The following is a 25,331-nucleotide window of genomic DNA, read 5'->3' as shown; positions in this document are numbered from 1 at the left end:
GCAAGGACCACCCGCCCGGGCCACCACCCCATGACGTCGATCAGATCACGAGCATGTTCACCGGATCGGTCCAGCGCCCGTTGCCGTTGACGCCCACCCCTCGCATGCGGATCCAGTAGTCCTGCCGCGGGGTCAGGTCGCCCAGCGTGATGCGCGCGCGTGGTCGGGTGGTCATGGCGTGTTTCCAGTTGGCCTCCTGGGTCGGATCGCCCTGGGCGATCTGGATCTCGAAGCTGGCAGCGCCGGGCAGGCTGTCCAGGCGAATGTCCAGGGTGCCGCTGAATGCGCCGTGCAGCACCTTGAAGCCCTTGGGCGCCGGCAGCGGCTCGGTGCCGCTGGTGCGGTTGCTGTCGCGCCGCAGGTCGAAGCCGGTGGAGGCCAGCGCCATCCGATCACCCTCGGCGACAAATTCGAGATAGACCGACAGCCGCCTGAGAATCTCGGTAAGCGTGTGGCGAAGCATCCTGCGCTGGTTGATGCGGAAGGTGTCCCCCGAGACGCAGGCGTGGAAGGCGCTGCGGTAGCTCTGGTAGGCCTCGTTCAGCGCCAACAGGCTGGGCGCGGGTGCCGGCCACGGCTCGGGAAAGCTCGGGTTGGCGGTCAGCGCCGCGATGATCGTCCCGACCTTGCTCTGGAAGTCGGTCTCGCCGAGTCGATCGAAGTTGAGGATCAGTTTGGGTTGCATGAAATCTCCCGGGGTTTGGAGATTTCATTATTCGAGACAGAACCCGATTTGCAGATCCCTCTGAAGGTGGATACGCCGCGTCCACTATTCACGCTGCAAAGGGGTCGGATGTGCCCGCATTGCGCGCACGCAACGCCATCTTGTGCAAGCACGACGCCATTTTTGCGGGGCACATGGCCGCAATGCGGTGGCAAGCGTTTGGGTTGTGCAGGCACACGGTCGGCTTGCACGGGCGCCATGCCGGCATGTGGCGGCACGACGCGCGGATGCGTCCGCACAAGTGACCGGTGTGCCGCTGCAACCCGGTCATGTGCCGGTGCAACGGCGGCATCGACAGGACGATCACGCCTTCGTGCCTGCACATGGCGGCGATGTACCTGCACATGGCGGCCATGTGCCTGCACAGCTTGCCGTCGGCTCCAGGCACGATGCCGGGGGAGCCGTCCGGATCGGCGTTGCGGGGCCCGAAAGCAGAACGCCAACCTCTCGGTTGGCGTCTTGCTTCGGCGGGGTGCCGTGTATCGGGTGGTGCGCCCGGCTGGGATCGAACCAGCGGCCCTTGGCTTCGGAGGCCAATACTCTATCCACTGAGCTACGGGCGCAGCGACACGCATTCTAGCAGGGGTTGCGACGCAGCCTGCACGCAACACAAGTCGAGCAATCCTGCCGCTTATAATCTCGCGGTTTTGCGCACCGAGCCTGCGCCGCGCATTCACCATCAGAGGACTCCATGAGCGACGCTCAACACACCCACGACGAGCACGAAAGCCCGATCAAGACCTCCAAGCAACTGATCGCCGCGGTGGTCTTTGCATTCATCGTGCCGATCTTTGCCATCGTGCTGCTGGTGAAGTCGGTGGCGGTCGATCCGCGCAGCGGCGCCGGCGTCGATGCACTCGGTGCCGAGGCCACGGCCGCACGCATCCAGCCGGTCGGCGCCGTGACGCTCAAGCTCGAGGGCGGCCCGCTCAAGAGCGGCGAAGAAGTCTTCAAGGCGCAATGCACCGCCTGCCACACCGCCGGCCTGGCCGGTGCACCCAAGATCGGCGACAACGCCGCCTGGGGCCCGCGCATCGGCACCGGCCTCGAGGCCCTGCTGACCTCCGCGCTGAAGGGCAAGGGCGCGATGGGCGCTCAAGGCGGCGGCGATTTCAGCGAGCTCGAGATCGCCCGCGCCGTGGTCTACATGGCCAACGCCAGCGGTGGCAAGCTCGACGAGCCCAAGGCTCCTGCCGCAGCCGCCAGCGCACCCTGAACCGAACCGGCAGCCGGCGGCCCTGCGCACGCCGGCCTGCACACGAAGCCGACCCGAGGGTCGGCTTTTTCATGCCTGCGCGCGCCGGGTTCAGCCGGCAGCAGGGCCGCTGCGGTTCACGGCACGGGCCTGCGGACTGACGCAGTAGCCGTAGTGCTGCGGCAGCGCCTGGCTGTCGACCGGCTGGGGCGACCAGGCGCCCGCCAGCACGGCATCGGCGGCCACGTCCATGTCGGCCGAACGCATCAGGCCAAGGCCGAGTTCGGTGTGGAGGTAGAGCCGCCCCTGCTCGTCGACCAGCACCGCGCGCAGTTCGTGGGCCGTCACACCGGTGTGCGACTGCACCTGCCAGCCGCCCGGGATGCGCTGCACGCCCATCACCAGCGGCGCCAGTTCGAGTTCGACGTAGACACGCTGCGGCCCGTTCTGGAAGTACCAGCAGCCGTCGGCATCGGACTCGTAGTTGCGTTCGATGAACTGGCGCAGCTTGTCGTGCACGATGCGGCTGCCCTTGGCCTGCGGAAACGGCCCGTGTGCCTGGACCTGCTCGTCGCGCAGATACCAGTCGCCACGCGCATCCAGGGCCAGCCAGCCGCGGCAGGCCGGCACGGCGGGCCATTTCTTCAGTGCCGCCTTGACGATGTCATCCATGCGTCGATCTTGCCTCAACCGCCGCCGCGGCAGCCGGAGGTCGGCGTGGCAACCCGGCTTGCATCCAGGCCATCACGGCATCGGGCAGATCGGTCACCTGCGCCGGAAACGCGCCGCTGGCGAAGCCGACATGCCCGCCGTCGGCGCTCTGCCAGAGCGTGACCGCGCTGCCCGGCGGCATCGTGCGTGGCAGGCTGGCCGCGGGCACGAAGGGGTCGTTGAGGGCATTGAGCACCAGGGCAGGGATGCGGATGTCGTCGAGCGCCGGCTTGGCCGAGGCGCGCCGCCAGTAGTCGTCGGTGTCGCGATAGCCGTGCAGCGGGGCGGTGAAGACGTTGTCGAACGCACGCAGCGTGCGCGCGGCGAGCAGGCGTTCGCGGTCGAACAGGCCGGGATGCTGCGCCAGCTTGGCGAGCGCCTTGGGCTTCATCGTGCGCAGGAACATCGGCGTGTAGATCAGCCGGTTCAGGCCCCGTCCGATCGCCTCGCCGCTGGCGGCCAGGTCGATCGGCGAGCACACCGCAGCCACCGCCGAGACCACCGCCGCCGCGCTGTGGCCGGCCTCCTCGGCCCAGCGCAGCAGGGCATTGCCGCCCAGCGACACGCCGACGGCCACCACCGGGCCACGGCGGGCGCGGCGGGCCTGCGCGAGCATCCAGCCGATCTCGACGTGGTCGCCCGAGTGGTAGGCGCGTGGTGCCAGGTTGAGCTCGCCGGAGCAGCCGCGGAAGTGCGGCAGCACCATCGCCCAGCCGTTGCGGCGCGCCCAGTCGGCAAAGGCCTGCGCATAGTGGCTGCGCGAACTGCCTTCCAGGCCGTGGAACAGCACCAGCAGCGGCCGGTGCGGTTCATCGTGCGGCACGACACCGATGTCGGCCGCGCGGCCCGCGGGCTGATCGTCGACCAGCCAGTCGGCGTCGATGAAATCGGCATCGGGCGTGAACCAGCGTTCACGACGAAAGCGCAGCGCTTCGCCGGCCCGGCTGCGCGCGAACAGCGCCGGCCAGATGGTCTGGCTCTGTCCGCCCGGCAGCCACCAGGGCGCGGCGGGTGTTGCCGGCATCGACGCCGGCGCTGCGGCCAGCCCCGCCGCATCGGCGGCGGCCTGCAGCCTGGGGCGGTCGACCCGCATCAGTGCAGCGTGGTGGTCGACTCGGTCAGCTCCTGCAGCTCGCGCGGCGTGCCGGGGCTGGCGTGGTGGACGATCATGCGCCAGCCCAGCGGCGTCTTCAGGTAGACGTTGGTGCTCAGCACATAGCCGCTGCGCGGGCCGTCGGCGGTGTTGACACGCACCTCCTCGAGCACGTGGTGCACGGCGGTGTTGCCCAGCGTCATGCGGCGGACCTGAGCCGGGCGGGTGTCGATGTGGCCCTGGCCGAAGAGCTCCTCGAAGGCCGTGCGGATGGCATGCGTGCCCACCAGGCGCGGGCCGCCCGGATGCACGCAGGCGACGTCCTCCTCGTCGGCCCAGACCGCCATCAGCCGGTCGAGATCGGCGCGCTGCAGGCTCTCGTAGAACTGCGCCTCGGTGTCATCGGGCGTGGCCATCAGGACGGCCTCGAGGGGTTTGGGACGATTCATGGGCGGTCTACCGGAAAACGACCGTCTTGCGGCCATTGAGCAGGACACGGTGCTCGACGTGCCAGCGCACCGCGCGCGCGAGCACGACGGACTCGACATCGCGGCCCACGGCGGTGAAGTCTTCGGGGCTGTGGGTGTGATCGACCCGCTCGACGTCCTGCTCGATGATCGGCCCCTCGTCGAGATCGGCCGTCACGTAGTGCGCCGTGGCGCCGATCAGCTTCACGCCGCGTTCGTGCGCCTGGTAATACGGCTTGGCGCCCTTGAAGCTGGGCAGGAAGCTGTGGTGGATGTTGATCGCGCGCCCGGCCAGGAAATCGCAGAACTCGGCGCTCAGGATCTGCATGTAGCGCGCCAGCACCACCAGGTCGACCTGCTCGCGCTCGAACAGCGCCTCGACCTCGCGCTCCTGCGCGCGCTTGGCCTGGGCGTCGGCGCCGGCCTTGAGCGGCAGGTGGTGGAACGCGATGCCGTAGCTGGCGGCCAGGTCGGCAAAGTCGGGGTGGTTGGAGACGATCGCCGGGATGTCGACCGGCAGCTGCCCGCTCTTCCAGCGGAACAGCAGGTCGTTGAGGCAATGGCCGTGCTTGCTGACCATCAGCAGCAGGCGCGGCTTGCGCGCCAGGCTGTGCACGCGTGCCTGCATGCCGAACTGGCTGCGCACGTGGCTGAACAGGTTCTGCAGCATGGCCGCGTCGCCCAGGTGCGGCGGCGCCTCGAAGTGCACCCGCATGAAGAACAGGCCGGTGGCGTCTTCGCCGAGCACGTCACCGAACTGCTGCGAGTCGATGATGTTGCAGCCGGCCTGGTAGAGCAGGCCTGAAACCGCGTGGACGATGCCCTTGGTGTCGGGGCAGGAGAGCGTGAGTACGAACTGGCCGTTGTTGAGCGTCATGGCGGCCGATTTTACGCAAGGCCTGCACCATCGACCGGTCGGCCGGCGACGGCCCGCAACCCCCCGGGCCGAATGCCCGCGCCCAAATGCGGCGCGGCCCGTCAAGGGCCGCGTCGGGATGCTCAGTGCGCGTGGACCTTCTCGCCGGCCTTGAGCCGGTAGACCGTGCCGCAGTACGGGCAGCGGCCTTCACCGCTGCCGGCCACGTCGATGTAGACCTTCGGATGGGCGCTCCACAAGGCCATCTTCGGGTTCGGGCACGCCACCACGCCGGGGCCTTGCAAATCCTTGGCCAAGACTTCGACCACTGCCTGCTTGTCGTTGCTCATCGCTGACTTTCCTTCAAACCTTCAAACGTGATCCAGCCATTCGGCGTACTGGGGGTTGCGGCCGTTGACGATGTCGAAGAACGCCGCCTGGATCTTCTCGGTGATCGGGCCGCGCGAGCCGGCGCCGATCTCGATGCGATCGAGTTCGCGGATCGGCGTCACTTCGGCGGCGGTGCCGGTGAAGAAGGCCTCGTCGGCGATGTAGACCTCGTCGCGGGTGATGCGCTTCTGCACGACCTCCAGGCCCAGATCCTTGGCAATGTGGAAGATCGTGTTGCGGGTGATGCCGTTGAGCGCGCCGGCCGACAGGTCGGGCGTGTAGACCACGCCGTTCTTGATGATGAAGATGTTCTCGCCCGCGCCTTCGCTGACGAAGCCGGATGCGTCGAGCAGCAGCGCCTCGTCGTAGCCCTCTTCGGTCACTTCCATGTTGGCCAGGATCGAGTTGGTGTAGTTGCTCACCGCCTTGGCCTGCGTCATCGTGATGTTGACGTGGTGGCGGGTGTAGCTGCTGGTCTTGACGCGGATGCCGCGCTTGAGGCCTTCTTCGCCGAGGTAGGCGCCCCAGGTCCAGGCCGCGACCATCAGGTGGATGGTGTTGCCCTTCGGGCTGACGCCGAGCTTCTGCGAGCCGATCCAGGTCAGCGGGCGGATGTAGCCGCTTTCGAGCTGGTTCTCGCGCACGACGGTCTTCTGCGCGTCCATCACCTGTTCCAGCGTGAACGGGATCTTCATGCGCAGGATCTTGGCGCTGTTGAAGAGCCGCTCGGTGTGCTCGCGCAGGCGGAAGATCGCCGGGCCTTGCGCCGTCTTGTAGGCGCGCACGCCCTCGAAGGCGCCGCAGCCGTAGTGCAGCGTGTGGCTGAGCACGTGGATCTTGGCGTCGCGCCACTCCACCAGCTCGCCATCCATCCAGATCTTTCCGTCTCGGTCGTGCATCGACATGGTTTTATCGCCTTCGCTCGGGGCCGCCATTGTATGCGGGCAGGTCGGCGCCAACGGGCACCGCGAGGCGTCGCGAGGCGTCGCGGCGGCTCAGGCGGCGCGGCTGCCGAGCTTGAACGAGACCATCGCCCGCAGCCGGTTCGGGGCCAGCGGCTTGAACAGCACGTGGTAGTTGCCGGCAGCCGCTTCGGTCTCGTGGTCGTGCAGCGTGTGGCCGGTGACCATGACCGCCGGCAGGCCCGGCCCCCAGACCGCGCGCAGGGCCACGATCACCTCGGTGCCGGTGCATCCTTCGGGCAGGCCGTGATCGACGATCAGCAGGTCGGGCGCCGAACCGGGGTGCTGCTGCGCCCAGCTGCAGGCCGTCTGCGCGCGGTCGAACGCGACGACCTGCGCGCCCCAGCTCTCGAGCAGGCCGCGCAGGCTCGTCAGCACGGCGGCGTCGTCCTCGACCACCACCACCCGGCGGCCGTGCAGCGTCACCTGCGGCAGTTCGTGCGCCAGCACCACCGCACCCGGCATCGGCTCGGCGACCGCGGCCGGCAGGGTCAGCGAGAACACGCTGCCCCGCTCGACCTTCGAGCACACCGTCAGCGGCGCGTCCATCAGGCCGGCCAGGCGCTTGACGATCGCCAGCCCGAGCCCCATCCCCTTGCGGTGATGCGGCTCCAGAGGGCGGCGGCCGCCGACCTGGTAGAACTCGTCGAAGATGCGCGGCAGCGCCTCGGCCGAGATGCCGATGCCGCTGTCCCAGACCTGCACCAGGCGCTGCCCGCCCCGCGAGCGGCAGCCGACGATCACGCCGCCGTCCTCGGTGTAGCGGATCGCGTTGGACACCAGGTTGCGCAGGATGCGCTCGACCAGCACCGGGTCGGCCTGCACCGCGTGGTGACCGCCGAAGAAATCGAGCGTCAGCCCCTTGTCGAACGCCACCGGCTCGAAGTGCAGCCGCAGGCGCATGTAGATCTCGGCCATCGCGCAGGCGCGCGGCCGCACGTCGACGCCGCCGCTGTCGATGTGGGTGAGGTCGAGCAGCTCGTCGAACAGCCCCTCGAGCGCGCCGACCGACTCGACGATGTCGTGCACCAGCTGCGCCACCTCGTCGTCATCGGCGGCGGCGCCTGTCCGGCCCTGCTTGCGGCGCAGCGTTTCGGCAAACAGCCCGAGCGCGTGCAGCGGCTGGCGCAGATCGTGGCTGGCGGCCGAGAAGAACTGCGTCTTGGCGCGGTTGGCCGCCTCGGCGACGCGCCGGGCCTGGTCGGCGGCGGCCTTCTCGAGCGACAGCTGGCCGGCCAGATCCTCGGTGCAGCGCTTGAGCGTCAGCGCCTGGGCCAGGGCCTCGGCCTGGCGGCGCACGGTCACGGCCATCACCGTGGCCGCGAGCACGATCAGCGCCGCCAGGGCCAGCCGCAGCGGCCACGCCTGCGCGACCAGCAGCCCGATGCACGCCAGCAGCGTGATCGCCGCCCAGGCCGGGCCGGCCCCGGCCCGGCTCACGAAGGCGGCCCGGCCGGCCCCGGCTGCGGCTGATGCGCCGACGGCCCCGGCTGCGGCAGGTGGCGCACCGCGATCACCGCCTGCATGCGCGAACGCACGCCCAGGCACCGCAGCACGGCGGCGACGTGATCCTTGACGGTCTCGACCGACAGGCCCAGTTCCTTGGCGATCACCTTGTTGGCCTTGCCTTCCATCAACAGCATCAGCACCTTCGCCTGGCGCGGCGTCAGGCCGAGCGCATCGAGCGAGGCGGGCCGCGGCAGCGCCATGCCGCGCGACGACCACGGCCCGATCGACATGCCGGCGTGGACGCCGTCCGGGCGGTCGCGCGGCCCGGCGGCGGCGATCGACAGCGGCCCCTGCGCCGGCAGGCCCGGAAACACCTGCGCGTCGGGCACCGACGGCAGGTTCGGCCCGCCCAGGCCACGGGCCATCGGCGGCACGTAGATGCCGCCCGACATGACCAGGTGCAGGGCCTCGAACAGCATCTCGTTGCTGGCGCGCTTGGGCACGAAACCCATCGCGCCGCCGTCGATGCAGCGGATCACGTCGGCGGCGCGCTCCGACGCCGAGATCACCACCACCGGCAGCGCCGGATGGCTGGCGCGCAGCTCGATCAGGAAGTCGTAGCCGTCGTCGCCGCTGCCCAGCAGGAGGTCGAGCAGGATCAGGTCGAAATCGTGCGGCGGCACCAGCCTCTGGCGCGCCTCGTCGGGGGTCTCGACACCCGTCACGCGCACGTGAACGCCGAGGCCGCGCACGACGTTCTGCATCGCCGCCAGGATCAACGGATGGTCGTCGATCATCAAGACCTTCATCGTGCGCTCCCGCTGCCTTGTCGTGACCCCGAGCGTATCGGCGGTTCACCCCGGCACGGACACCCCCAAAAGTGGGAGTGCGGGCAAGCGACGCTCATGCGGCATCGACCCAATCCAGCAGGGCCTGCCACTGCTCGAGGTCGCGCGCCACCCGGCTGGTGGCCACGTCCCACAGGGTCGAGCCGTGAGCGGCCAGGTGCACGTAGTTGTGGGTGTCGCGAAGGCAGCCCAGCATCGGCACCTGCACCTGCTCGCCCAGCTGCGCCAGGAACTGCTCGAGCTGCTCGGCCGCGAAGGTGTGCTCGCGCACCCGGTTGCCGATCACGGCGATCTGCACGTCGGCGTGCTTGCGGCGACTCCTGAGCTCGGCGATGAAATCGCGCGTGGCGTAGATGTCGAACACGCTCGCCTGCAGCGGCACCAGCACCTTGTCGGCCACCTTCATGACCGCGTCGAGCGGCTTGCCCGACAGACCGGCCGGCGTGTCGATGACGGCATGGCGCGCGCCCTTGGGGCACTTGCCGATGCGCTCGCGCTCGACCGGCCACCACCCGATCGGCGGCAGCTCGGCCGGGCGCAGCGACAACCACAGCCGGGCCGATTCCTGCCGATCGACGTCGGCCAGCAGCACCTCGGGCAGCGCCGGCGCCGCGCTTGCGGCAGCCTCGTGCGCCTGCGCCTGGCGACGCGCCAGATAGCCGGCCAGATTGGTCGCCAGCGTCGACTTGCCCACCCCGCCCTTGGGATTGGCCACCACATAGATCGCCATCGTCTGTCTCCTCCGGCATGAATGGGGCGTGAAGAAAGCCCGTTTAAGCTATGTTAACGGGCCGACACCGGCCGCGACCTGACAGACACGCCGTGACCCAGACCCCCCCAGAACACACGCCCGACCCGTCGTCCGAGGCTCCGATGGCCCCTCCTCGGGGCGCCAGCGGGCCGCACGTGCTGGTGCTGGTCGCCCACCCCGACCTGCGCCGCTCCCGGGTCAACCGGCGGCTCAAGCAGCGCGGCCAGGCTGCGGCCCGGTCGGCGCCGGGCATCGAGGTGCGCGACCTCTACGCGCTGTACCCCGACTTCACGATCGACGTGGGCGCCGAGCAGGCCGCGGCGGCGGCGGCCGACCTGATCGTCTGGGTGCACCCGATCCAGTGGTACGCGATGCCGGCGCTGATGAAGCTGTGGGTCGACGAGGTCCTGAGCCTGGGCTGGGCCTACGGCCCGGGCGGGCGGGCGCTGGCCGGCAAGGACCTGTGGCTGGTGACGTCCACCGGCGCTCGCCAGGAGGCCTATCACCCGTCGGGCTACAACCGCCATTTCTTCGACGCCTTCCTGCCGCCCTACGAACAGACCGCGGCGCTGTGCGGGCTGCGGTTCCTGCCGCCGCTGGTGCTGCACGGCGCCCACGTCGCGTCGGCGGACGAGCTCGACAGCCACGCCGCACTCTTCGGCCAGCGCATCCTGAGCCACCCCGACTGGCCCGAACTCGCCGACCTGCCGGCCTGCGAGGCCTGCATCACCCCGGCACAAGACCGTCCGAACCGGGCCCTCGCATGACCGCCGGCAACTGGCTGCTGACCAGCCTGGTCTTCTTCGGCGCCGCGGTGCTGGTGGTGCCGCTGGCGCGCTGGCTCGGGCTGGGCGCGATCATCGGCTACCTGGTCGCCGGCATCGCGATCGGGCCGGCCGGGCTGGGCTTCATCAGCGACCCCGACACCACCTTGCACGTCGCCGAGTTCGGCGTGGTGCTGATGCTGTTCATGGTCGGGCTCGAGCTCGAACCGCACCGGCTCTGGGCCATGCGCCGGCCGATCTTCGGCTGGGGCAGCGTGCAGGTGCTGGGCTGCGCGGCGGCGCTGGCCGGCGTGGCGATGCTCGCTGGCGCGCCCTGGCGCTGGGCGGTGGTGGGCGCGCTCGGGCTGGCGCTGTCGTCGACCGCGGTGGCCTTGCAGGTGATGGGCGAGCGCAACCTGCTGCCCACCGCCAGCGGCCAGGCGGGTTTCTCGATCCTGCTGTTCCAGGACGTCGCCGCGATCCCGATCCTGGCGCTGCTGCCGCTGCTGGGCACCGGCCAGGCGGCGGCCGGCAATCCGTGGCTCGAAGCCGGCAAGGCGCTGGGCGTGATCGCCGCCATCGTGCTGGGCGGTCGATTGCTGCTGCGCCACGGCCTGCGCTGGGTGGCGACCAGCCGCACGCCGGAGGTCTTCACCGCCGCCGCGCTCGGCCTGGTGGTCGGCATCGCCGCGCTGATGCAGGCGGTCGGGCTGTCGATGGCGCTGGGTGCGTTTCTCGGCGGCGTGCTGCTGGCCGAGAGCGAATACAAGCGCGAGCTCGAGACCGACGTCGAGCCCTTCAAGGGCCTGCTGCTCGGCCTGTTCTTCATGGCAGTGGGCATGAGCATCGACTTCGCCGCGCTGCTGGCGCGGCCGCTGCTCGTGCTGGCGCTGCTGCTGGGCTTCCTGGCGGTCAAGGTGCTGGTGCTGTCGGCGATCGGCCGGGCGATGGGCCTGACGCGCGCCGAGCGGCCGGTCTGGGTGCTGCTGCTGGCGCAGGGCGGCGAGTTCGCGTTCGTGGTGTTCCAGCAGGCTGCCGACGCGGGGGTCTTCAGCAACGCGATCGGCTCGGTGCTGGTCGGCACGGTGGCGCTGTCGATGCTGATTACGCCGCTGCTGCTGGTGGCCTTCGACCGCTGGCTGGCGCCGCGCTACGCCGCGATGTCCGACGGTCCGCACCGCACCGAACATGCGCTCGACGAGCCGCAAGAGGCGCCGATCATCGTCTGCGGTTACGGCCGCTACGGCCAGATCGTCGGCCGGCTGCTCTACGCCAGCGGCCTGAAGGCCACGCTGCTCGACCACGACCCCGAGCAGGTCGAGGTGATGCGGCGCTTCGGTTTCAGCACCTGGTACGGCGACGCCACCCGGCTCGACCTGCTGCGCAAGGCCGGCGCCGCGCAGGCACGCGTGATCGTGGTGGCGGTCGACGACGTCGCGCAGAGCCTGAAGATCGTCGACCTGGCTCAGGCGCACTTTCCGCAGGCCCAGTTGGTGGTGCGGGCGCGCAACGTGCAGCACCACTACGCGCTGCGCGAGCGCGGCGTCACGCACATCGAACGCGAGACCTTCGAGTCGGCGCTGGTCAGCGGCCGCAGCGTGCTCGAGGCGATGGGCCACGAGCCGCATCACGCCTGGCAGCTGGCGGCCCGCTTCCGGCGCTTCAACCTGGCGCTGATCGAGCGCACCTGGCCGCACCGGGCCGATCGCCAGCAGCTGATGTCGATCGCCAAGCAGGGCAGCCAGCAGCTCGAGGAGCTGTTCGCGCAGGAGCGCGCCGAGCGCGAACAGCAGCGCCGCGGCAACTGGCAGGACTGAACCTGAACGCCGTCAGGCCGCGGCCGGCCACGCAGGCACTTCGGCGCCGGGGCCCGGCTCGATCGCGGCGAACAGATGGCCCTGGCCGAAGTCGCAGCCCATGCGCGCCAGCAGCGCGCGCTGCGCCGGTGTCTCGACACCCTGGGCCACCACCTGCAGGCCGAGCGTGTGCGCCATCTGCACCATCGCTTCGCACAGCCGGGTGCTCTTGCCGTCGACGCCCAGGTCGCGCAGCAGGCTCGGGTCGAGCTTGAGCATGCCGATGTCGAGGCGGTTCAGCCGCGACAGGCAGGACGCGCCGGCGCCGAAGTGGTCCACGATCAGCGGCACACCCGCGGCACCGAGCTGCTGCAGCAGTTCGCCGACGCCGTCGGACGGCTCGGCCAGCGCGCTTTCGGCGATTTCGAGCGCCAGCGCATCGGCGGGCAGTTCGAGCCGCGCCCATTCGTCGAGCCAGCGCCTGAAGTAACCGAGGCCCGCGTGCAGCTGCACCGGCGACACGTCGAGGCTGACCGGGATCACCGGGCTGCCCGCGCGGCTGCGGTCGGCCGCCTGGCGCGCGACGGTGTCGAACGCCCAGTCGCCGATGTCGCGGATGACGCCGGTCTCTTCGGCCAGCGGCATGAAGACCGACGGGCTGATGGCGCCGAACACCGGATGCACCCAGCGCAGCAGCGCTTCGTGCTGGCGCACCGAGCCGTCACGCAGGTCGACCAGCGGCTGCAAGCTCAGCGACAGCTCGCCGCGTTCGACGGCGTGACGCAGGTCGTGGGTCAGGCGCATGCGGTCGCGGATGTTCGATTCCAGCGCCTTCGCGAAATGCCGGGCCTGGTTGCGGCCGAGCCGCTTGGATTCGTACATCGCCTGATCGGCGTGCATCAGCAGCACGTCGGCGGTCTCGCCGTCCTGCGGGAACAGCGCCACGCCGATGCTGCCGGAGATCTGCACCGACGTCTGGCCGTCCAGCGTGAAGGGCTTGAACAGGCACAGGTTGACGCGCCGCGCGATCGGCTCGACCTCGTCGCCGGCCACCAGATCGGGCAGCAGGATGGTGAACTCGTCGCCGCCCATGCGGGCCACCGTGTCGATCTCGCGCACCGCCGCGCGGATGCGCTGCGCCGCCTGCACCAGCAGGTCGTCGCCGGCCTGGTGGCCCAGCGTGTCGTTGACGTCCTTGAACCGATCCAGGTCGATGAACATCACCGCCAGGTGGCGCTGCATGCGCCGGGCCCGCGCCAGCTCCAGGGTCAGCCGCTCCTGGAAATGGCGGCGGTTCGGCAGCGAGGTCAGCGTGTCGTGATTGGCCTGCAGCCAGATCGTGCGCTCGGCCTGGATGCGCTCGGTGATGTCGCGCGCGATCTTGGAGGCGCCGACGATGCGGCCCTCGCTGTCGTGCAGCGGCGAGATGGTCGCCGAGACGTTGACCAGGCTGCCGTCCTTGCGCACCCGCACGGTCTCGAAGTGGTCGACCCGCTCGCCGCGGCCGATGCGCGCCAGGATCATCGGCTCCTCCTGCAGCCGGTCGGCCGGGAAGACCTTCACCATCGGCTGGCCGATCATCTCGGCGGCGCTGTAGCCGAAGATCGATTCGGCCGCGCGGTTCCAGCTGGTGACGATGCCGTGCAGGTCCTTGGTGATGACCGCGTCGGTGGTCGAATCGATGACGGACTTGAAGAAGTCGCCGAGATCAGGCGCCTGCGTGGTTGGGGTCGATGCCATGTCTTGCCCGTGTTGATGTGCTCAGAAACTGGTCCAGTCGTCGGCCCCTGCGGCAGCTTGCGCCGCGAGCGGCTCGGGTGCAGCGGCAGCCCGTTTCGGCGCAGGCGCCGGCCGGTTGGCCGGCGTTGCCGCCGGTTTGGCCGGTGTGGCCCGGCCGTCGCGCCGCAGCTCGACCGCATCGCGCTCGGCGACGGTGGCCTCGCCCGACGACAGCCGGAACAGCCGCATCGATTCGCTCACCGCGGCCACCTGGCCTTGCAGCGACTGCGCCGCCGCCGCGAGCTGCTCGACCATCGCGGCGTTCTGCTGCGTGATCGAGTCCATGTGCGCCACCGCCTCGTTGATCTGCGAGATGCCCGACTGCTGTTCGGAGGTGGCGGTGCTGATGGTCTCGAGCGTCGCCTGCACCGCGTCGACCGCGTGCAGGGCCTCGCCCATGCGCTGCTGCGCGGCGGCGCTCTGCGTGCTGCCGAGCGTGACCCGTTGGGCCGACTCGCCGATCAGCTGCTTGATCTCGCGCGCCGACGAGGCGGTGCGCTGCGCCAGCTCGCGCACCTCGGCGGCCACCACCGCGAAACCGCGGCCGTGTTCACCGGCGCGCGCGGCCTCGACCGCGGCATTGAGCGCCAGGATGTTGGTCTGGAACGCCACGCCCTCGATCACGTGCAGGATCTCGGCGATGCGACGCGACGACTCGCTGATGCGGCCCATCGTCTCGGCCACGTCGGTCACCGCCTGCTGGCTGCGCCGCGCCACGTCGGCGGTCTCCCGGGCGCTGCGCGCGCCCTGCACGGCCGAGCTGGCGGTCTGCTGCACGGTGCCGTTGATCTGCTCCATCGACGCCGCGGTCTGCTCCAGGCTGCTGGCCTGGGATTCGGTGCGCGCCGACAGGTCGTGGTTGCCGGCACTGATCTCGCTGGCCGTCACGTGCAGGTTCTCGATCTCGGTGCGGGTGTCGTGCACGACGGTGCGCAGGTTGACCGACATCTGCATCAGCGCCTGCTGCAGCTCGCCGGCGATGCCCGGCGCGCCGGTGCCGACGCGGTGCGCCAGGTCACCGGATGCCAGGTGGTGGGCATCGGTCAGCACCGCATCGAGGGGCCCGAACAGGCGCTGCAGCATGGCCCACGTCGCCACACCGACCACGCCCGTCGCCAGCAGCATCGCCTGCCAGACCGGCAAGGTCTCGCCGACGGCGACCGCGGCCAGAACGCAAGCCGTCTGGATCGCCAGCACCTGGGCGCGCTGGCCGGGCCTGAGCAGGCGGCCCAGCCGGCCGCGCAGGTCGGCGCGCCGCACGGTGCCACGCTGCAGCCGATGCACCAGGCGGCCGGCCTGGACTTCGGCCCGCATCTGCGCATACAGGCGCTCGGCGGCATCGATCTCCTGGCGCGAGGGCTGGGTGCGCACCGACAGGAAACCGGTGATGCGCTCGCCGTCCATCATCGGCGTGGCGTTGGCCTGCACCCAGTAGTGATCGCCGTCCTTGCGCCGGTTCTTGACCAGGCCGGTCCACGGCACGCCCGAGCCGATGGTCTGCCACATGTCGCGGAAGGCTTCTTCCGGCATGTCCGGATGGCGCACCAGGTTGTGCGGCTGGCCGAGCAGTTCCTCGCGGCGGAAGCCGCTGACCGCGATGAAGGCGGCGTTGGCGTAGGTGATGCGCCCTTTGAGGTCGGTGACCGAGACCAGCGTCTGACCGGCGGGAAACGCGTATTCGCGCTGGGTGACAGGCAAGTTGGTGCGCATCGGACGGTTCCCTGGCGATGGACATGAAAGTTGACCCCTCCATCGTCGTGGTTGTCGATGCGCCGCAATCCATCGATAACCGCGGCCAAACCCCTGTACGTCACACGGTATCCGTGAACGGCGCGTGAACACCCCTCGCCACTCACGGCATGAACAGCGCCTTGTGCTGCTCGCGCAGCAGGTTCTTCTGCACCTTGCCCATCGCGTTGCGCGGCAGGTCGGCCACCACGAAGGCGCGCTTGGGCACCTTGAAGTTGGCGATCTGGCGCTTGAGCTGCGCCACCAGCGCGTCGGCGTCGAGGCTCGCGCCGGCCTTGGCCACGATCACCGCCACCACCGCTTCGCCGAAGTCCGGGTGCGGCACGCCGATCACCGCCGATTCGGCCACGCCGGGCAGCTCGTTGAGCGTGCCCTCGATCTCGGCGGGGTAGACGTTGTAGCCGCCGCTGATGATCAGGTCCTTGCTGCGGCCGACGATGGTCAGGTAGCCGAGTCCGTCGAAGCGGCCGACGTCGCCGGTCCTGAACCAGCCGTCGGACGTGAACTCCTCGGCGGTCTTCTCGGGCATGCGCCAGTAGCCGCCGAAGACGTTGGGCCCGCGCACCTGCACGTTGCCGATCTCGCCCGCCGCCAGCGCCGCGCCGGCATCGTCGACCACCCGCACGCCCACGCCCGGCAGCGCCGGGCCGACGGTGCCGCCGAGCCGGTCGCCGTCTTCGGCACGACACGGGTTGGACGTCAGCATCGCCGTCTCGCTCATGCCGTAACGCTCGAGAATGGTGTGGCCGGTGCGGGTCTGCCAGTCGCGGAAGGTCTCGATCAGCAGCGGCGCCGAGCCCGAGATGAACAGCCGCATGTGAGCGCATGCTTCGCGCGTGAGCACCGGCTCCTGCAGCAGCCGCACGTAGAGCGTGGGCACGCCCATGAAGACGCTGGCGCGCGGCAGGCGCTCGACCACGGCCTTGGGGTCGAACTTCGCGAGCCACAGCATCTTGCTGCCGTTGAGCAGCGCGCCGTGGCTGGCGACGAACAGGCCGTGCACATGGAAGATCGGCAGCGCGTGGATCAGCACGTCGCCAGGCTGCCAATCCCAATACTTCTTCAACACCTGCGCGTTGCTCAGCAGGTTGCCGTGGCTGAGCATCGCGCCCTTGCTGCGCCCGGTGGTGCCGCTGGTGTAGAGGATCGCGGCCAGCTCGTCGGCGTTCTTGTGGGCGACGACGTGCTGGTCGCTGAAATAGGCGGCGCGGTCGAGCAGGCTGCCGCTGCGGTCGTCGTCGAGCGTGAAGACATGCGCCACGCCCTTGCGGAACGCCAGCTTGCTCAGCCACGGAAAACTCCGGCTGGCGCACACCACCACCGCCGGCTCGGCGTTGCCGATGAAGTAGTCGAGCTCGCCCTCCTGGTAGGCGGTGTTGAGCGGCAGGTAGACAAAACCCGCCCGCAGCGTGGCCAGGTAGAGCATCAGCGCCTCGACCGACTTCTCGGTCTGCACGGCGATGCGGCTGCCGGCCGGGATCTCCAGCGAACCGAGCAGGTTGGCCAGCATGGCGGTGGCGCGCTCGAGGTCGCCCCAGCTGTAGAGCAGGCCGTTGTCGGTCTCGATCGCGGTGGCGTCGAGGTCGGCGGGGAAGGCGGCGCGCAGGGCCGCAAAGAGATTGGCGTTGGCAGTCATGGCGGGCAGGGCTTGGGGATGCGAGGCGGGCGGAGCGGGCGGAGCGGGCGGATTGCGGTGTGGCGCAATCAGGCGCCGGTGAAGCGCGGGGCGCGCTTTTCGATGAAGGCGGCGATGCCTTCGCGGTGATCGGCGCTGCTGGCGTAGGCGGCCAGTTCGGCGCGCTGCGCTTCGCTGAAGTGGAACTGGGCCGAGATCAGCCGCAGCGTGCGCTTGTTCAGGCGCGCAGCCAGCGGCGCGCCGGCGGCGATGCGGCGGGCGGTGGCCTCGGCCTCGGCGGCCACGCCGTCGTCGGCCACCACGCGGTGCACCAGGCCGCGCTGCAGCGCGGTGGCGGCATCGAGCAGGCGCGCTTCGAGCAGGATCTCGGCGGCGCTGGCCAGGCCGGTGACGCGCGCCACGCCGGCCATCTCGTCGGGCGCCATCGGAAAGCCCAGCCGCGCGATCGGCGCGCCGAAGCGGCTGCCCGCGCCGGCCACGCGGATGTCGCACTGGCAGGCGATCTCGAGCCCGCCGCCGACGCAGGCGCGCTCGATCTGCGCCACCAGCGGCACGTCGCAGCGGTACAGCGCGTCGAGTGCCGGGCCGACGATCTCTTCATGAAAGTGGCGCAGCCGGGCGGCGTCGAAACGGAAGGCCGGGAACTCCTCGATGTCGCCGCCCGACACGAAGGTGCCGCCCTCGCCGCGCAGGATCACGCAGCGCAGCTGCGGCGCGCGCTCGGCCAGGCCGTCGAAATGGCCGCGCAGCTGCTGCCACATCGCCACGCTCATGGCGTTGAGCTTGGCCGGATTGGACAGGGTCACCAGCGCCACGTCGGGCAGGCTGGCGTGGGGTTCGAATCGAACGTCGACGCTCATCGGAACATCCTTCTTCTTGGGAATCTCATCGGATCACGCAGGCCAGAACGCGTCGGCCAGCAGCTTCAGGCCGGTCAGCAGCATGCCCACCTGCACCAGCCGGTAGAACCAGCGCGACGAGATGCGCTTGGCCGCCCACACGCCCAGCAGCACGCCGCCGGCGGCCAGCGGCATCAGCAGCACCGAGGTCGAGAGGTTGCGGCCGTCGAGCAGGCCGAGCGCCGCATAAGGCAGCCACTTGGCAGCGTTGATGCTGGCGAAGAACACCGCCGAGGTGCCGGCGTAGGCCAGCGGCTCCATGCGCCGCGGCAGCAGCGCCATCGCCACCGGCGGGCCGCCGCCGTGGGCGACGAAGCTGGTGTAGCCGGCCATCAGCGCCAGCGCGCCGGTCTGGCGGTGGCCCGGCAGCGGCGCGTCGGCGCGTGGCGGCCAGATCAGCTGCCAGGCCAGGAAGGCCAGCGTCACCACGCCGACGATGCCGGCCACGATGTGACCGGGCAGCAGGCCGAAACTGAGCCAGCCGATCACGATGCCGACCAGCCCGGCCGGCAGCAGCATCCACAGCACGGCACGATCGGCATGGCGGCGCAGCGTCCACAAGGCCATCACGTCGGCCACCGCCAGCAGCGGCAGCATGATGGCCGCGGCCTGCGGCACCGGCAGCGCCAGCGCCAGCATCGGCGTGGCCAGCGAACCCAGCCCGGAGGCAAAACCCGACTTCGACAGCCCCAGCAGCAGCACCGACGGCAACGCGACCGCGTAGAACCACGGGTCGGTGATCAGCTGCGACATCACAGCACGGCGCAGGCGGTGTCGAAATCGAGCCGCGGCGCACGCGGGCGCAGGCCGGCCGGGTCACCGTGGCCGAGGTTGCAGACGATCATCGAGCGCACCGCCGTGCCGGCCCAGAACTCGGCATCGACCGCCGCGGCGTCGAAACCGCCCATCGGCCCGCAGTCGAGCCCGAGCGCGCGCGCGGCCAGGATGAAGTAGCCCGCTTCCAGTGCGCCGTTGAGCTGCGACATCGCCTCGCGCTGCGCCGGCTGATCGGCAAACCGCTCGCGGGCGCCGGCCATGTGCGGCGCGAGCGTCGGCATGTGCTGATGGAAATCGACATCACGGCCGAGGATGGCGATCACCGGCGCGGCGGCAGTCTTGGCGCGGTTGCCCTCGCTCATCAGCGGCAGCAGGCGCGCACGCGCCTCGGCGCCGACGATGAACCGGACCCGCAGCGGGCAGCAGTTCATCGCCGTCGGCCCCCATTTGGCGAGCTCGTGCAGCTGGCGCAGCAGTTCAGGCGCCACCGGCTCGTCGCGCCAGGCGTTGTGGGTGCGCGCTTCGGTGAACAGCTGGTTCAGGGCGAGGGTGTCGAGTGCGTGGGTCATGGGTTCGGGCGGCAGTCAAAAAAACCGGCACCCGCGACAAGGCGGGTGCCGGGCGGCTCAGGCTGAGACAATTGTCAGATGTTTGCACCCAGCCAGAACGACGTCCGGACTTTCTTCTGCGAGACCTGGCGCAAGCACTGCGCCGCCGAGCCGCTCAGCCCGATGGAGACGCTGGCCGCGCAGTGGATCGACCGCCACCCCGAATACCACGCCGACCTGAGCGACTTGGCCGGCGCGCTGGCGGCGGTCTACACGGTCGACGACGGCCGCACCAACCCCTTCCTGCACCTGTCGATGCACCTGTCGATCAGCGAGCAGTGTTCGATCGACCAGCCACGTGGCATCCGCCAGGCGGTCGAGCTGCTGGCCGCCAAACGTGGCGATCTGCACCCGGCACACCACGAGGTGATGGACTGCCTGGGCGAGATGCTGTGGCAGTCGCAGCGCAGCGGCCAGCCGCCCGATCCGCACGCCTACCTGGATGCGGTGCGGCGGCGCGCCACCCGCTGAACCGGCTGAACCCGCTGAACCCGCTGAACCCGCTTCAGCGCGACCCGGCCGCCTGTCGCGCCGCGGCCAGCGCCGCCGCGGTGGACTGCACCTCGGCCAGCCAGCGCGGCTCGGCGTCGCGGGCGCGCCTGAAGGCCTGATCGAGCGCCGCCTGCGCCTGCGGCCAGCGCGCGCGGCCGATCTCGACCTGGGCCAGGTTGTTCCAGAGCACGGCGCTTTGATGACGCTGCGTGGCGGCCTCGAAGACCTGCGCGGCCTCGTCGTCCTGGCCGAGCGCGTGCAGGTTGTTGCCCAGGCCGAGCGCGGCCACCAGCTGATCGGGCCAGCGCTGCAGCACGCTGCGCCAGACCCGCACCGCGTCGGCCGGCGCGGCCAGCCGCTCGAAATCGACCGCGGCCTGCACCGTCTGGGCCGAACTCGCCGAGGCCGGCAGCTGCCCCGGCGGCAGCACCGCCACCGCCCAGTGCGAGGCGCGTGCCCAGGTGTATTCGAAGGTGGCCCACGGCAGGCGCTGGCGCGCCTCGTTGCCGCTGCGCAGGATGAACTCGCGCGCCGCCTGGTCGTGGCCGATCAGCACCGCGTAATGCCAGCGCGGCGCCCAGGCCAGGCCGAGGTTCTGCAGCACCAGCACCGGGCGGCCGGCGTCGAGCTCGTCGAGCAGGGCCTGCAGCGTGCCGGGCAGGGTCACGGCCAGCGCACCCGAGCGCCGCGCGGCGGCGAGCATCTCGATCTGCAGGCTGCCGCCGCGAGCCGGCAGGTAGGTGGCCTCGGCCAGCGCCAGCGGATCGCCCGGCAGGCCGGCGGCGACCAGCGTGCTGGCCAGCGCCTGCGGGCCGCAGTGGCGCGCCTGCGCGGCATCGGTGAGCGGGAAGAACGGCACCGTGTCGAGTTCGACCCGGGTCGGGCCGGCACGCGGCGCGGCCTGCTGCAGCGCCGCCGTCATCGGCGGCGGCAGCCAGCTGGCACAGCCGCTCAGACCGGTGACAGCGCCCAACAGCAGCGCTGCCAACGTGGCACGAGCGGCCATCGTTCAGCGGATCGAGCGGGTGAAGGGGTAGACCTTGGTGAAGCCGAGGATGTCGGTCACCAGCAGCAGCACGAAGATGAAGACGATGGTGCCGAGGATGTCGGCGCCGGCCGGGGCCTGGTCGATCTCGGCCAGCAGGGCCTCGGCCTGGGCGTCGCTGAGCGCGGCGATGCGCAGCTGCGCCTGCGCCGGGTCGACGCCACGCGCCACCAGCGCCTGCTGCACGTCGGCGCGGTTGAAGGCATCGAGCAGGCGCTGCTGCGCGGCACCGGCCTCGGCCACCGCCTGGGTGCCGATCATGCCGGCCTGCACCGACGAAGCCATGCCGACCCAGCCGACGCTGAGCGCCAGGGACAGCGCCAGGCAGCGGCCGGCACGGGACAGACGGGAGACAGACGCCGCGCGGGACTGACGGGTGGACGAGTTCATGAGGGGGCTCCGTAGGCGATTCTTGGATGAGGTGGCTGCGAGCAGCCAAGCGCTAATCTAGCTCAGCCGGCGTGAACGAAGTCACAGGATGCAAGCGGCCCGCGTGCGGTGCCCGGCCAGCGCTCGCCTGCTACGCTTCCCGGATGTCCGTTTCTTCCCCACCCGCGGCAGCGCCCGGCGAGCGCGCCGCGCTGCTCTCGCCCCTGCTGGCCGCCATCACGCTGGCGCTGCTGTTCGGCCTGCAGCCGGCCACCACCGATCTATACCTGCCCGGCCTGCCGCTGCTGACACGCGAGTTCGCGACCAGCGTCTCGACCGCGCAGCTGACGATGTCGGCGCTGATCCTCGCCTTCGGTTTCGGCCAGCTGGTGTGGGGCCCGGTGGCCGACCGGGTGGGCCGCCGGCCGGTGCTGCTGGCCGGGCTGGCGCTCTACACGCTGGCTGCGGCGGCCGGCATGCTGGCGCAGTCCATGACCCTGCTGATCGCCGCCCGCGTGCTGCAGGGCGCGGCGATGGCCGCGGCGGTGGTGGTCGGCCGCGCGATGGTGCGCGATCTGTATCCGCCGCACGAAGGCGCCCACGTGATGTCGCTGGGCATGAGCGGGCTGGGCATCATCGCCATCAGCAGCCCGCTGCTGGGTGGCTGGGTGACGGCGGCCTGGGGCTGGCGCGCGCCATTCGGGGTGGTCTGCGCGCTGTCGCTGCTGATCTGGATCTGGGTCTGGCGCGTGGTGCCCGAGACCATCCGCCAGCGCAACCCGCAGGCCCTGCAGCCGGCGCTGCTGGGGGCGGCCTGGCGGCGCATCCTGGCGCACCCGGGGTTCCGTGCCTGGGCCGGGCTGACCGCCGGCACCTACGCCGGGCTGTTCATGTTCCTGGCCGGCTCGTCGTTCGTCTACATGAGCGTGCTGGGCCTGAGCGCGACCGCCTACGGGCTGGCGCTGAGCACCAGCTCGGTCGCCTACCTGATCGGCACGGTGTTCTGCCGGCGCTGGCTGGTGCGCCACGGCAGCATCGGCGCGGTCAAGCGCGCGGCGCCGTTCACGCTGATCGGCGGGCTGGGCATGGCCGCGCTGGCGCTGGCGGGCGTGCAGACGGTCTGGGCGGTGCTGCTGCCGCAGCTCGCCTATGCCTTCGCGCACGGCGTGCACCAGAGCTGCGGCCAGGCCGGCGCGGTGTCGTTCTTTCCGCGCGAGGCGGGCACGGCGTCGGCGCTGGCCGGCTTCGTGCTGGCGGGCGTGGCGTTCGGCGTCGGCAACCTGCTCGGCCAGCTGATGGACGACAGCGCCCTGCCGCTGGCACTCGGCGTGGCCGCGGCCTCGATCGCCACCGCGCTGATCGCCTGGACCCGCGTGCAGAGCCACGGCCTGGCCGCCCCGGCGCATGCCTGAGCGCAACCCCGTGGCGCCGCCCGCCCTGCCCTGGCTGGCGATCGCCGGCCCCACCGCCAGCGGCAAGACCGGCGCGGCGCTCGCGATCGCCCGCCATTGGCGCCAACGCGGCGGGCCGCCGGTCGAGATCATCAGCGTCGACTCGGCGCTGGTCTACCGCGGCATGGACATCGGCACCGCCAAGCCCAGCGCCGCCGAGCGGGCTGAGGTGCCGCACCACCTGATCGACCTGATCGAACCGACCGCCGCCTATTCGGCCGCCGAGTTCGCCGCCGACGCCGCACGCCTGATCGGCGAGATCCACGGCCGCGGCGCGCTGCCGCTGCTGGTGGGCGGCACGATGCTGTATTTCAAGGTCTGGCTCGACGGCATCGACCCGCTGCCGACTGCCGACGCCGGCGTGCGCGCGCAGATCGACCAGCGCGCACGCGAGCTCGGCTGGCCGGCGCTGCACGCCGAGCTGGCGCGGGTCGACCCGATCACCGCCGCCCGCCTGGCGCCGGCCGACGCGCAGCGCATCCAGCGCGCGCTCGAGGTCTGGCAGATCAGCGGACAGCCGCTGTCGAGCCTGCACACCGGCCGCAGCGCGTCGTCGGCCTGGGCACACAGCGGGCTGATGCTGTCGCTGGAGCCGACCTCGCGCGCATGGCTGCACCAGCGCATCGGCGAGCGCTTCGAGGCCATGCTCGCGGCCGGCCTGATCGACGAGGTCGAACACCTGCGCGCACGTGGCGACCTGCACCCGGATCTGCCGTCGATGCGCTGCGTCGGCTACCGCCAGACCTGGGAGATGCTCGACGGCCTGTGGCCCTCGGCCGAACTGCTCGAACGCTGCAGCGCCGCCACCCGCCAGCTCGCCAAGCGCCAGCTCACCTGGCTGCGCGGCATGCCGCGCCGCCAGGTGCTGGCCTGCGACGAGCCCGGCCTGGTCGAGCGCGTGCTGAGCCGCGCCGACGCCTGGCAAGCGGACGCGCGATGAACAGGGCGACCACGGACGACCACACGGCCGAGCTGCTGCACATCCGCGGCCTCGCCAAGGCCTACGGCCGCACGCCGGTGTTCCACGCCGTCGAGCTGCGCATGCGCCGCGGCGAGGTGGTGGCGCTGCTCGGTGAATCGGGTGTCGGCAAATCGAGCCTGCTGAACTGCATCGCCGGGCTGGACCGGCCCGATGCCGGCTCGGTGCGCATCCTCGGCCAGGCGATCGACGCGCTCGCCGAGCCGCAGGCCGCGGCGCTGCGGCGCGAGCAGCTGGGCTTCGTGTTCCAGGCCTTCCACGTGCTGCCGCACCTGAGCGTGCGCCACAACGTGGCGCTGCCGTTGCTGCTGCAGGGCCTGCGCGACCCGGCCGCGATCCACGCCCGGGTCGACGCAATGCTGGCCGAGGTCGGCCTGGCCGGGCTGGCCGAGCGGCGCCCGCGCGAGCTGTCGGGCGGCCAGCTGCAGCGGGTGGCGATCGCGCGCGCGCTGGTGCACCGGCCGGCGCTGATCCTGGCCGACGAGCCCACCGGCAACCTCGATCCGGACACCGCCGCGCAGGTGCTCGACCTGCTGTGCGCCCAGGCGCGCGACAGCGGCGCCGGCTGCCTGATCGTGACCCACTCGGCCGCGGCGGCGGCGCGCGCCGACCGGGTGCTGCGGCTGCGCGCCGACGGCGTCGCGTCTGTCTGAGACAACGGCCGGCCTTTGCTTGATGTCGGTCAAGCTGCGGCATGATCGGGTCGCGCACAGTGCGTTTTTCACGCCCGGGCTTGACCTCGGCCCATACCAGAGACCCGTCATGCCCGTTGAACTGTTCCATCAAGGCGGCAACCTGCGCCTGATGTTTTCCGACCTGCAGCAGAGTCATCCGGAAGCGGTGCAGGCGAACCAGTTCCTGATCGTCAACGGCGACACCGGCGCGATCATCGATCCGGGCGGCAACCTGGCCTACAACGACCTGTACGTGGGCATGATGCGGCACTTCCCGCCGCAGCACCTGTCGGCCATCCTGGCCTCGCATGCCGACCCCGACATCATCGCCTCGCTCGACCGCTGGATGACCTCGACCGCCGCGCCGGTCTACATCTCGTCGATCTGGGAGCGCTTCATCCCGCACTTCTGCAAGCCCGGCAAGACCGAGGGCCGTGTCATCGGCATCCCCGACCGCGGCATGCGCATCCGCATCGGCCGCGGCGAGCTGGTGGCGCTGCCGGCGCATTTCCTGCACGCCGAGGGCAACTTCCAGTTCTGGGACGAGGCCAGCGGCATCCTGTTCTCGGGCGACCTGGGCGCCTCGATCGGCGGCAACGCGCGCGTGCCGGTGACGCACCTGGCCGGCCACATCGAGCGCATGGAACCCTTCCACCGCCGCTTCATGGTCAGCCAGAAGATCCTGCGCCTGTGGGCGCAGATGGTGCGCACGCTGCCGATCCGCATGATCGTGCCGCAGCACGGCGCGCCGCTGGCCGGCGCAGCCGTGCAGGAGTTCATCGACTGGGCGCAGGACCTGAGCTGCGGCGTCGACCTGATGAACGCCAGCCACTACAGCGTGCCCCACTGAACCGCGGCGCGCCCACG

26 protein-coding genes and 1 tRNA gene are annotated in these 25,331 nt (G+C 70.9%); 8 read left to right on the top strand and 19 right to left on the bottom strand.

Annotation, left to right across the window (positions count from 1 at the left end):
* Positions 1-40: 40 nt before the first annotated feature.
* Together LCHO_RS06535 and LCHO_RS06525 are read right to left on the bottom strand one after the other, a co-directional pair.
* Positions 41-685 carry a hypothetical protein gene (locus tag LCHO_RS06535; protein WP_012346339.1) on the bottom strand — a complete coding sequence of 215 codons (645 nt, stop codon included), beginning with the start codon at positions 683-685 and terminating at the stop codon, positions 41-43.
* Positions 686-1,211: 526 nt separating this feature from the next.
* Positions 1,212-1,287: transfer RNA gene (locus LCHO_RS06525), tRNA-Arg, on the bottom strand.
* A 128-nt stretch (positions 1,288-1,415) separates the two neighbouring features.
* Here LCHO_RS06525 and LCHO_RS06520 point away from each other — a divergent pair.
* Positions 1,416-1,940, top strand: coding sequence for a c-type cytochrome (locus LCHO_RS06520; protein WP_012346338.1), 525 nt, complete (start codon positions 1,416-1,418; stop codon positions 1,938-1,940).
* Between the two features lie 90 nt (positions 1,941-2,030).
* Here the strand turns inward: LCHO_RS06520 and LCHO_RS06515 are convergent, their stop codons facing one another.
* The 9 genes from LCHO_RS06515 to LCHO_RS06475 form a co-directional block, all read right to left on the bottom strand.
* Positions 2,031-2,591, bottom strand: coding sequence for a DUF2946 family protein (locus tag LCHO_RS06515; protein ID WP_012346337.1), 561 nt, complete (start codon positions 2,589-2,591; stop codon positions 2,031-2,033).
* On the bottom strand, positions 2,584-3,654 hold the full coding sequence (locus LCHO_RS06510) for a YheT family hydrolase (RefSeq protein ID WP_043704925.1): 1,071 nt from the start codon (positions 3,652-3,654) through the stop codon (positions 2,584-2,586). Before LCHO_RS06510 ends, LCHO_RS06515 begins: the two co-directional genes overlap by 8 nt.
* Before the next feature lie 68 nt (positions 3,655-3,722).
* The gene (locus LCHO_RS06505; protein WP_043703956.1) at positions 3,723-4,172 is read right to left on the bottom strand and encodes a YybH family protein; all 450 of its coding nucleotides are present in this window, start codon (positions 4,170-4,172) and stop codon (positions 3,723-3,725) included.
* A gap of 7 nt (positions 4,173-4,179) precedes the next feature.
* Positions 4,180-5,067: a formyltetrahydrofolate deformylase gene (gene purU, locus LCHO_RS06500; protein ID WP_012346334.1), complete on the bottom strand. Its 888-nt coding sequence runs from the start codon at positions 5,065-5,067 to the stop codon at positions 4,180-4,182.
* A gap of 122 nt (positions 5,068-5,189) precedes the next feature.
* The gene (locus LCHO_RS06495) at positions 5,190-5,396 is read right to left on the bottom strand and encodes a zinc-finger domain-containing protein (RefSeq protein ID WP_012346333.1); all 207 of its coding nucleotides are present in this window, start codon (positions 5,394-5,396) and stop codon (positions 5,190-5,192) included.
* Between the two features lie 21 nt (positions 5,397-5,417).
* Positions 5,418-6,341, bottom strand: coding sequence for a branched-chain amino acid transaminase (locus tag LCHO_RS06490; protein ID WP_043703953.1), 924 nt, complete (start codon positions 6,339-6,341; stop codon positions 5,418-5,420).
* A 90-nt stretch (positions 6,342-6,431) separates the two neighbouring features.
* Positions 6,432-7,838, bottom strand: a complete 1,407-nt coding sequence (locus LCHO_RS06485; protein ID WP_012346331.1) for an ATP-binding protein — start codon at positions 7,836-7,838, stop codon at positions 6,432-6,434.
* Entirely contained in the window at positions 7,835-8,656 is an 822-nt protein-coding gene (locus LCHO_RS06480; protein ID WP_012346330.1) for a response regulator transcription factor, read from the bottom strand. The genes LCHO_RS06485 and LCHO_RS06480 overlap by 4 nt, the downstream gene beginning before the upstream one ends.
* A gap of 94 nt (positions 8,657-8,750) precedes the next feature.
* Entirely contained in the window at positions 8,751-9,425 is a 675-nt protein-coding gene (locus tag LCHO_RS06475) for a ParA family protein (RefSeq protein ID WP_012346329.1), read from the bottom strand.
* Positions 9,426-9,568: 143 nt separating this feature from the next.
* Between LCHO_RS06475 and kefF the strand changes: the two genes are divergently transcribed.
* Complete coding sequence (kefF, locus tag LCHO_RS06470; protein ID WP_012346328.1) at positions 9,569-10,213, top strand: glutathione-regulated potassium-efflux system oxidoreductase KefF; 645 nt, start codon at positions 9,569-9,571, stop codon at positions 10,211-10,213.
* The gene (gene kefC, locus LCHO_RS06465) at positions 10,210-12,027 is read left to right on the top strand and encodes a glutathione-regulated potassium-efflux system protein KefC (RefSeq protein ID WP_012346327.1); all 1,818 of its coding nucleotides are present in this window, start codon (positions 10,210-10,212) and stop codon (positions 12,025-12,027) included. The genes kefF and kefC overlap by 4 nt, the downstream gene beginning before the upstream one ends.
* A gap of 12 nt (positions 12,028-12,039) precedes the next feature.
* On the opposite strand, the gene LCHO_RS06460 is transcribed toward kefC, so the two are convergent.
* The 6 genes from LCHO_RS06460 to LCHO_RS06435 form a co-directional block, all read right to left on the bottom strand.
* The gene (locus LCHO_RS06460) at positions 12,040-13,746 is read right to left on the bottom strand and encodes a putative bifunctional diguanylate cyclase/phosphodiesterase (protein ID WP_012346326.1); all 1,707 of its coding nucleotides are present in this window, start codon (positions 13,744-13,746) and stop codon (positions 12,040-12,042) included.
* A 21-nt stretch (positions 13,747-13,767) separates the two neighbouring features.
* Positions 13,768-15,495, bottom strand: coding sequence for a methyl-accepting chemotaxis protein (locus LCHO_RS06455; RefSeq protein ID WP_012346325.1), 1,728 nt, complete (start codon positions 15,493-15,495; stop codon positions 13,768-13,770).
* 142 nt (positions 15,496-15,637) lie between these two features.
* A complete protein-coding gene (locus LCHO_RS06450) occupies positions 15,638-17,170 on the bottom strand; it encodes a malonate--CoA ligase (protein ID WP_012346324.1) in 1,533 nt (510 codons plus the stop codon).
* A 68-nt stretch (positions 17,171-17,238) separates the two neighbouring features.
* The gene (locus tag LCHO_RS06445) at positions 17,239-18,030 is read right to left on the bottom strand and encodes an enoyl-CoA hydratase/isomerase family protein (protein WP_012346323.1); all 792 of its coding nucleotides are present in this window, start codon (positions 18,028-18,030) and stop codon (positions 17,239-17,241) included.
* 33 nt (positions 18,031-18,063) lie between these two features.
* The gene (locus tag LCHO_RS06440; RefSeq protein ID WP_012346322.1) at positions 18,064-18,822 is read right to left on the bottom strand and encodes a sulfite exporter TauE/SafE family protein; all 759 of its coding nucleotides are present in this window, start codon (positions 18,820-18,822) and stop codon (positions 18,064-18,066) included.
* The gene (locus LCHO_RS06435) at positions 18,822-19,415 is read right to left on the bottom strand and encodes a malonic semialdehyde reductase (RefSeq protein ID WP_012346321.1); all 594 of its coding nucleotides are present in this window, start codon (positions 19,413-19,415) and stop codon (positions 18,822-18,824) included. Before LCHO_RS06435 ends, LCHO_RS06440 begins: the two co-directional genes overlap by 1 nt.
* A gap of 78 nt (positions 19,416-19,493) precedes the next feature.
* Here LCHO_RS06435 and LCHO_RS06430 point away from each other — a divergent pair, with 78 nt between their 5' ends.
* Positions 19,494-19,925 carry a DUF1841 family protein gene (locus tag LCHO_RS06430; RefSeq protein WP_012346320.1) on the top strand — a complete coding sequence of 144 codons (432 nt, stop codon included), beginning with the start codon at positions 19,494-19,496 and terminating at the stop codon, positions 19,923-19,925.
* Between the two features lie 34 nt (positions 19,926-19,959).
* On the opposite strand, the gene LCHO_RS06425 is transcribed toward LCHO_RS06430, so the two are convergent.
* Together LCHO_RS06425 and LCHO_RS06420 are read right to left on the bottom strand one after the other, a co-directional pair.
* Positions 19,960-20,952 carry a PA2778 family cysteine peptidase gene (locus tag LCHO_RS06425; protein ID WP_012346319.1) on the bottom strand — a complete coding sequence of 331 codons (993 nt, stop codon included), beginning with the start codon at positions 20,950-20,952 and terminating at the stop codon, positions 19,960-19,962.
* Positions 20,953-20,955: 3 nt separating this feature from the next.
* Positions 20,956-21,381, bottom strand: a complete 426-nt coding sequence (locus LCHO_RS06420) for a PA2779 family protein (protein ID WP_012346318.1) — start codon at positions 21,379-21,381, stop codon at positions 20,956-20,958.
* A 143-nt stretch (positions 21,382-21,524) separates the two neighbouring features.
* On the opposite strand from LCHO_RS06420, the gene LCHO_RS06415 reads away from it, so the two are divergent.
* The 4 genes from LCHO_RS06415 (at position 21,525) to LCHO_RS06400 (ending at position 25,314) form a co-directional block, all read left to right on the top strand.
* Positions 21,525-22,772: a multidrug effflux MFS transporter gene (locus tag LCHO_RS06415; RefSeq protein ID WP_012346317.1), complete on the top strand. Its 1,248-nt coding sequence runs from the start codon at positions 21,525-21,527 to the stop codon at positions 22,770-22,772.
* The gene (gene miaA, locus LCHO_RS06410; protein WP_012346316.1) at positions 22,765-23,751 is read left to right on the top strand and encodes a tRNA (adenosine(37)-N6)-dimethylallyltransferase MiaA; all 987 of its coding nucleotides are present in this window, start codon (positions 22,765-22,767) and stop codon (positions 23,749-23,751) included. Before LCHO_RS06415 ends, miaA begins: the two co-directional genes overlap by 8 nt.
* Positions 23,748-24,443 (top strand): ABC transporter ATP-binding protein, encoded by a 696-nt coding sequence (locus tag LCHO_RS06405; RefSeq protein ID WP_012346315.1) that lies wholly within the window; start codon positions 23,748-23,750, stop codon positions 24,441-24,443. The genes miaA and LCHO_RS06405 overlap by 4 nt, the downstream gene beginning before the upstream one ends.
* 109 nt (positions 24,444-24,552) lie before the next feature.
* Complete coding sequence (locus tag LCHO_RS06400; protein WP_012346314.1) at positions 24,553-25,314, top strand: oxygen-binding di-iron domain-containing protein; 762 nt, start codon at positions 24,553-24,555, stop codon at positions 25,312-25,314.
* Positions 25,315-25,331 lie beyond the last annotated feature (17 nt).

The sequence above is a fragment of the Leptothrix cholodnii SP-6 genome, assembly GCF_000019785.1.
GTDB classification, from domain to species: Bacteria; Pseudomonadota; Gammaproteobacteria; order Burkholderiales; family Burkholderiaceae_C; genus Sphaerotilus; species Sphaerotilus cholodnii.
This window is presented reverse-complemented; position numbering and strand designations above follow the sequence as displayed.

Bases quoted from the DNA above. Each gene is read 5' to 3' on its own strand.
- LCHO_RS06425 (WP_012346319.1), bottom strand. From the start codon at position 20,952: ATGGCCGCTCGTGCCACGTTGGCAGCGCTGCTGTTGGGCGCTGTCACC.
- LCHO_RS06520 (WP_012346338.1), top strand. From the start codon at position 1,416: ATGAGCGACGCTCAACACACCCACGACGAGCACGAAAGCCCGATCAAG.
- LCHO_RS06480 (WP_012346330.1), bottom strand. From the start codon at position 8,656: ATGAAGGTCTTGATGATCGACGACCATCCGTTGATCCTGGCGGCGATG.
- LCHO_RS06515 (WP_012346337.1), bottom strand. From the start codon at position 2,591: ATGGATGACATCGTCAAGGCGGCACTGAAGAAATGGCCCGCCGTGCCG.
- LCHO_RS06445 (WP_012346323.1), bottom strand. From the start codon at position 18,030: ATGAGCGTCGACGTTCGATTCGAACCCCACGCCAGCCTGCCCGACGTG.
- LCHO_RS06535 (WP_012346339.1), bottom strand. From the start codon at position 685: ATGCAACCCAAACTGATCCTCAACTTCGATCGACTCGGCGAGACCGAC.
- LCHO_RS06420 (WP_012346318.1), bottom strand. From the start codon at position 21,381: ATGAACTCGTCCACCCGTCAGTCCCGCGCGGCGTCTGTCTCCCGTCTG.
- purU (WP_012346334.1), bottom strand. From the start codon at position 5,067: ATGACGCTCAACAACGGCCAGTTCGTACTCACGCTCTCCTGCCCCGAC.
- kefF (WP_012346328.1), top strand. From the start codon at position 9,569: ATGGCCCCTCCTCGGGGCGCCAGCGGGCCGCACGTGCTGGTGCTGGTC.
- LCHO_RS06505 (WP_043703956.1), bottom strand. From the start codon at position 4,172: ATGAATCGTCCCAAACCCCTCGAGGCCGTCCTGATGGCCACGCCCGAT.
- LCHO_RS06475 (WP_012346329.1), bottom strand. From the start codon at position 9,425: ATGGCGATCTATGTGGTGGCCAATCCCAAGGGCGGGGTGGGCAAGTCG.
- LCHO_RS06450 (WP_012346324.1), bottom strand. From the start codon at position 17,170: ATGACTGCCAACGCCAATCTCTTTGCGGCCCTGCGCGCCGCCTTCCCC.
- miaA (WP_012346316.1), top strand. From the start codon at position 22,765: ATGCCTGAGCGCAACCCCGTGGCGCCGCCCGCCCTGCCCTGGCTGGCG.
- LCHO_RS06430 (WP_012346320.1), top strand. From the start codon at position 19,494: ATGTTTGCACCCAGCCAGAACGACGTCCGGACTTTCTTCTGCGAGACC.
- LCHO_RS06435 (WP_012346321.1), bottom strand. From the start codon at position 19,415: ATGACCCACGCACTCGACACCCTCGCCCTGAACCAGCTGTTCACCGAA.
- kefC (WP_012346327.1), top strand. From the start codon at position 10,210: ATGACCGCCGGCAACTGGCTGCTGACCAGCCTGGTCTTCTTCGGCGCC.
- LCHO_RS06490 (WP_043703953.1), bottom strand. From the start codon at position 6,341: ATGTCGATGCACGACCGAGACGGAAAGATCTGGATGGATGGCGAGCTG.
- LCHO_RS06415 (WP_012346317.1), top strand. From the start codon at position 21,525: ATGTCCGTTTCTTCCCCACCCGCGGCAGCGCCCGGCGAGCGCGCCGCG.
- LCHO_RS06455 (WP_012346325.1), bottom strand. From the start codon at position 15,495: ATGCGCACCAACTTGCCTGTCACCCAGCGCGAATACGCGTTTCCCGCC.
- LCHO_RS06510 (WP_043704925.1), bottom strand. From the start codon at position 3,654: ATGCCGGCAACACCCGCCGCGCCCTGGTGGCTGCCGGGCGGACAGAGC.
- LCHO_RS06405 (WP_012346315.1), top strand. From the start codon at position 23,748: ATGAACAGGGCGACCACGGACGACCACACGGCCGAGCTGCTGCACATC.
- LCHO_RS06440 (WP_012346322.1), bottom strand. From the start codon at position 18,822: ATGTCGCAGCTGATCACCGACCCGTGGTTCTACGCGGTCGCGTTGCCG.
- LCHO_RS06495 (WP_012346333.1), bottom strand. From the start codon at position 5,396: ATGAGCAACGACAAGCAGGCAGTGGTCGAAGTCTTGGCCAAGGATTTG.
- LCHO_RS06400 (WP_012346314.1), top strand. From the start codon at position 24,553: ATGCCCGTTGAACTGTTCCATCAAGGCGGCAACCTGCGCCTGATGTTT.
- LCHO_RS06460 (WP_012346326.1), bottom strand. From the start codon at position 13,746: ATGGCATCGACCCCAACCACGCAGGCGCCTGATCTCGGCGACTTCTTC.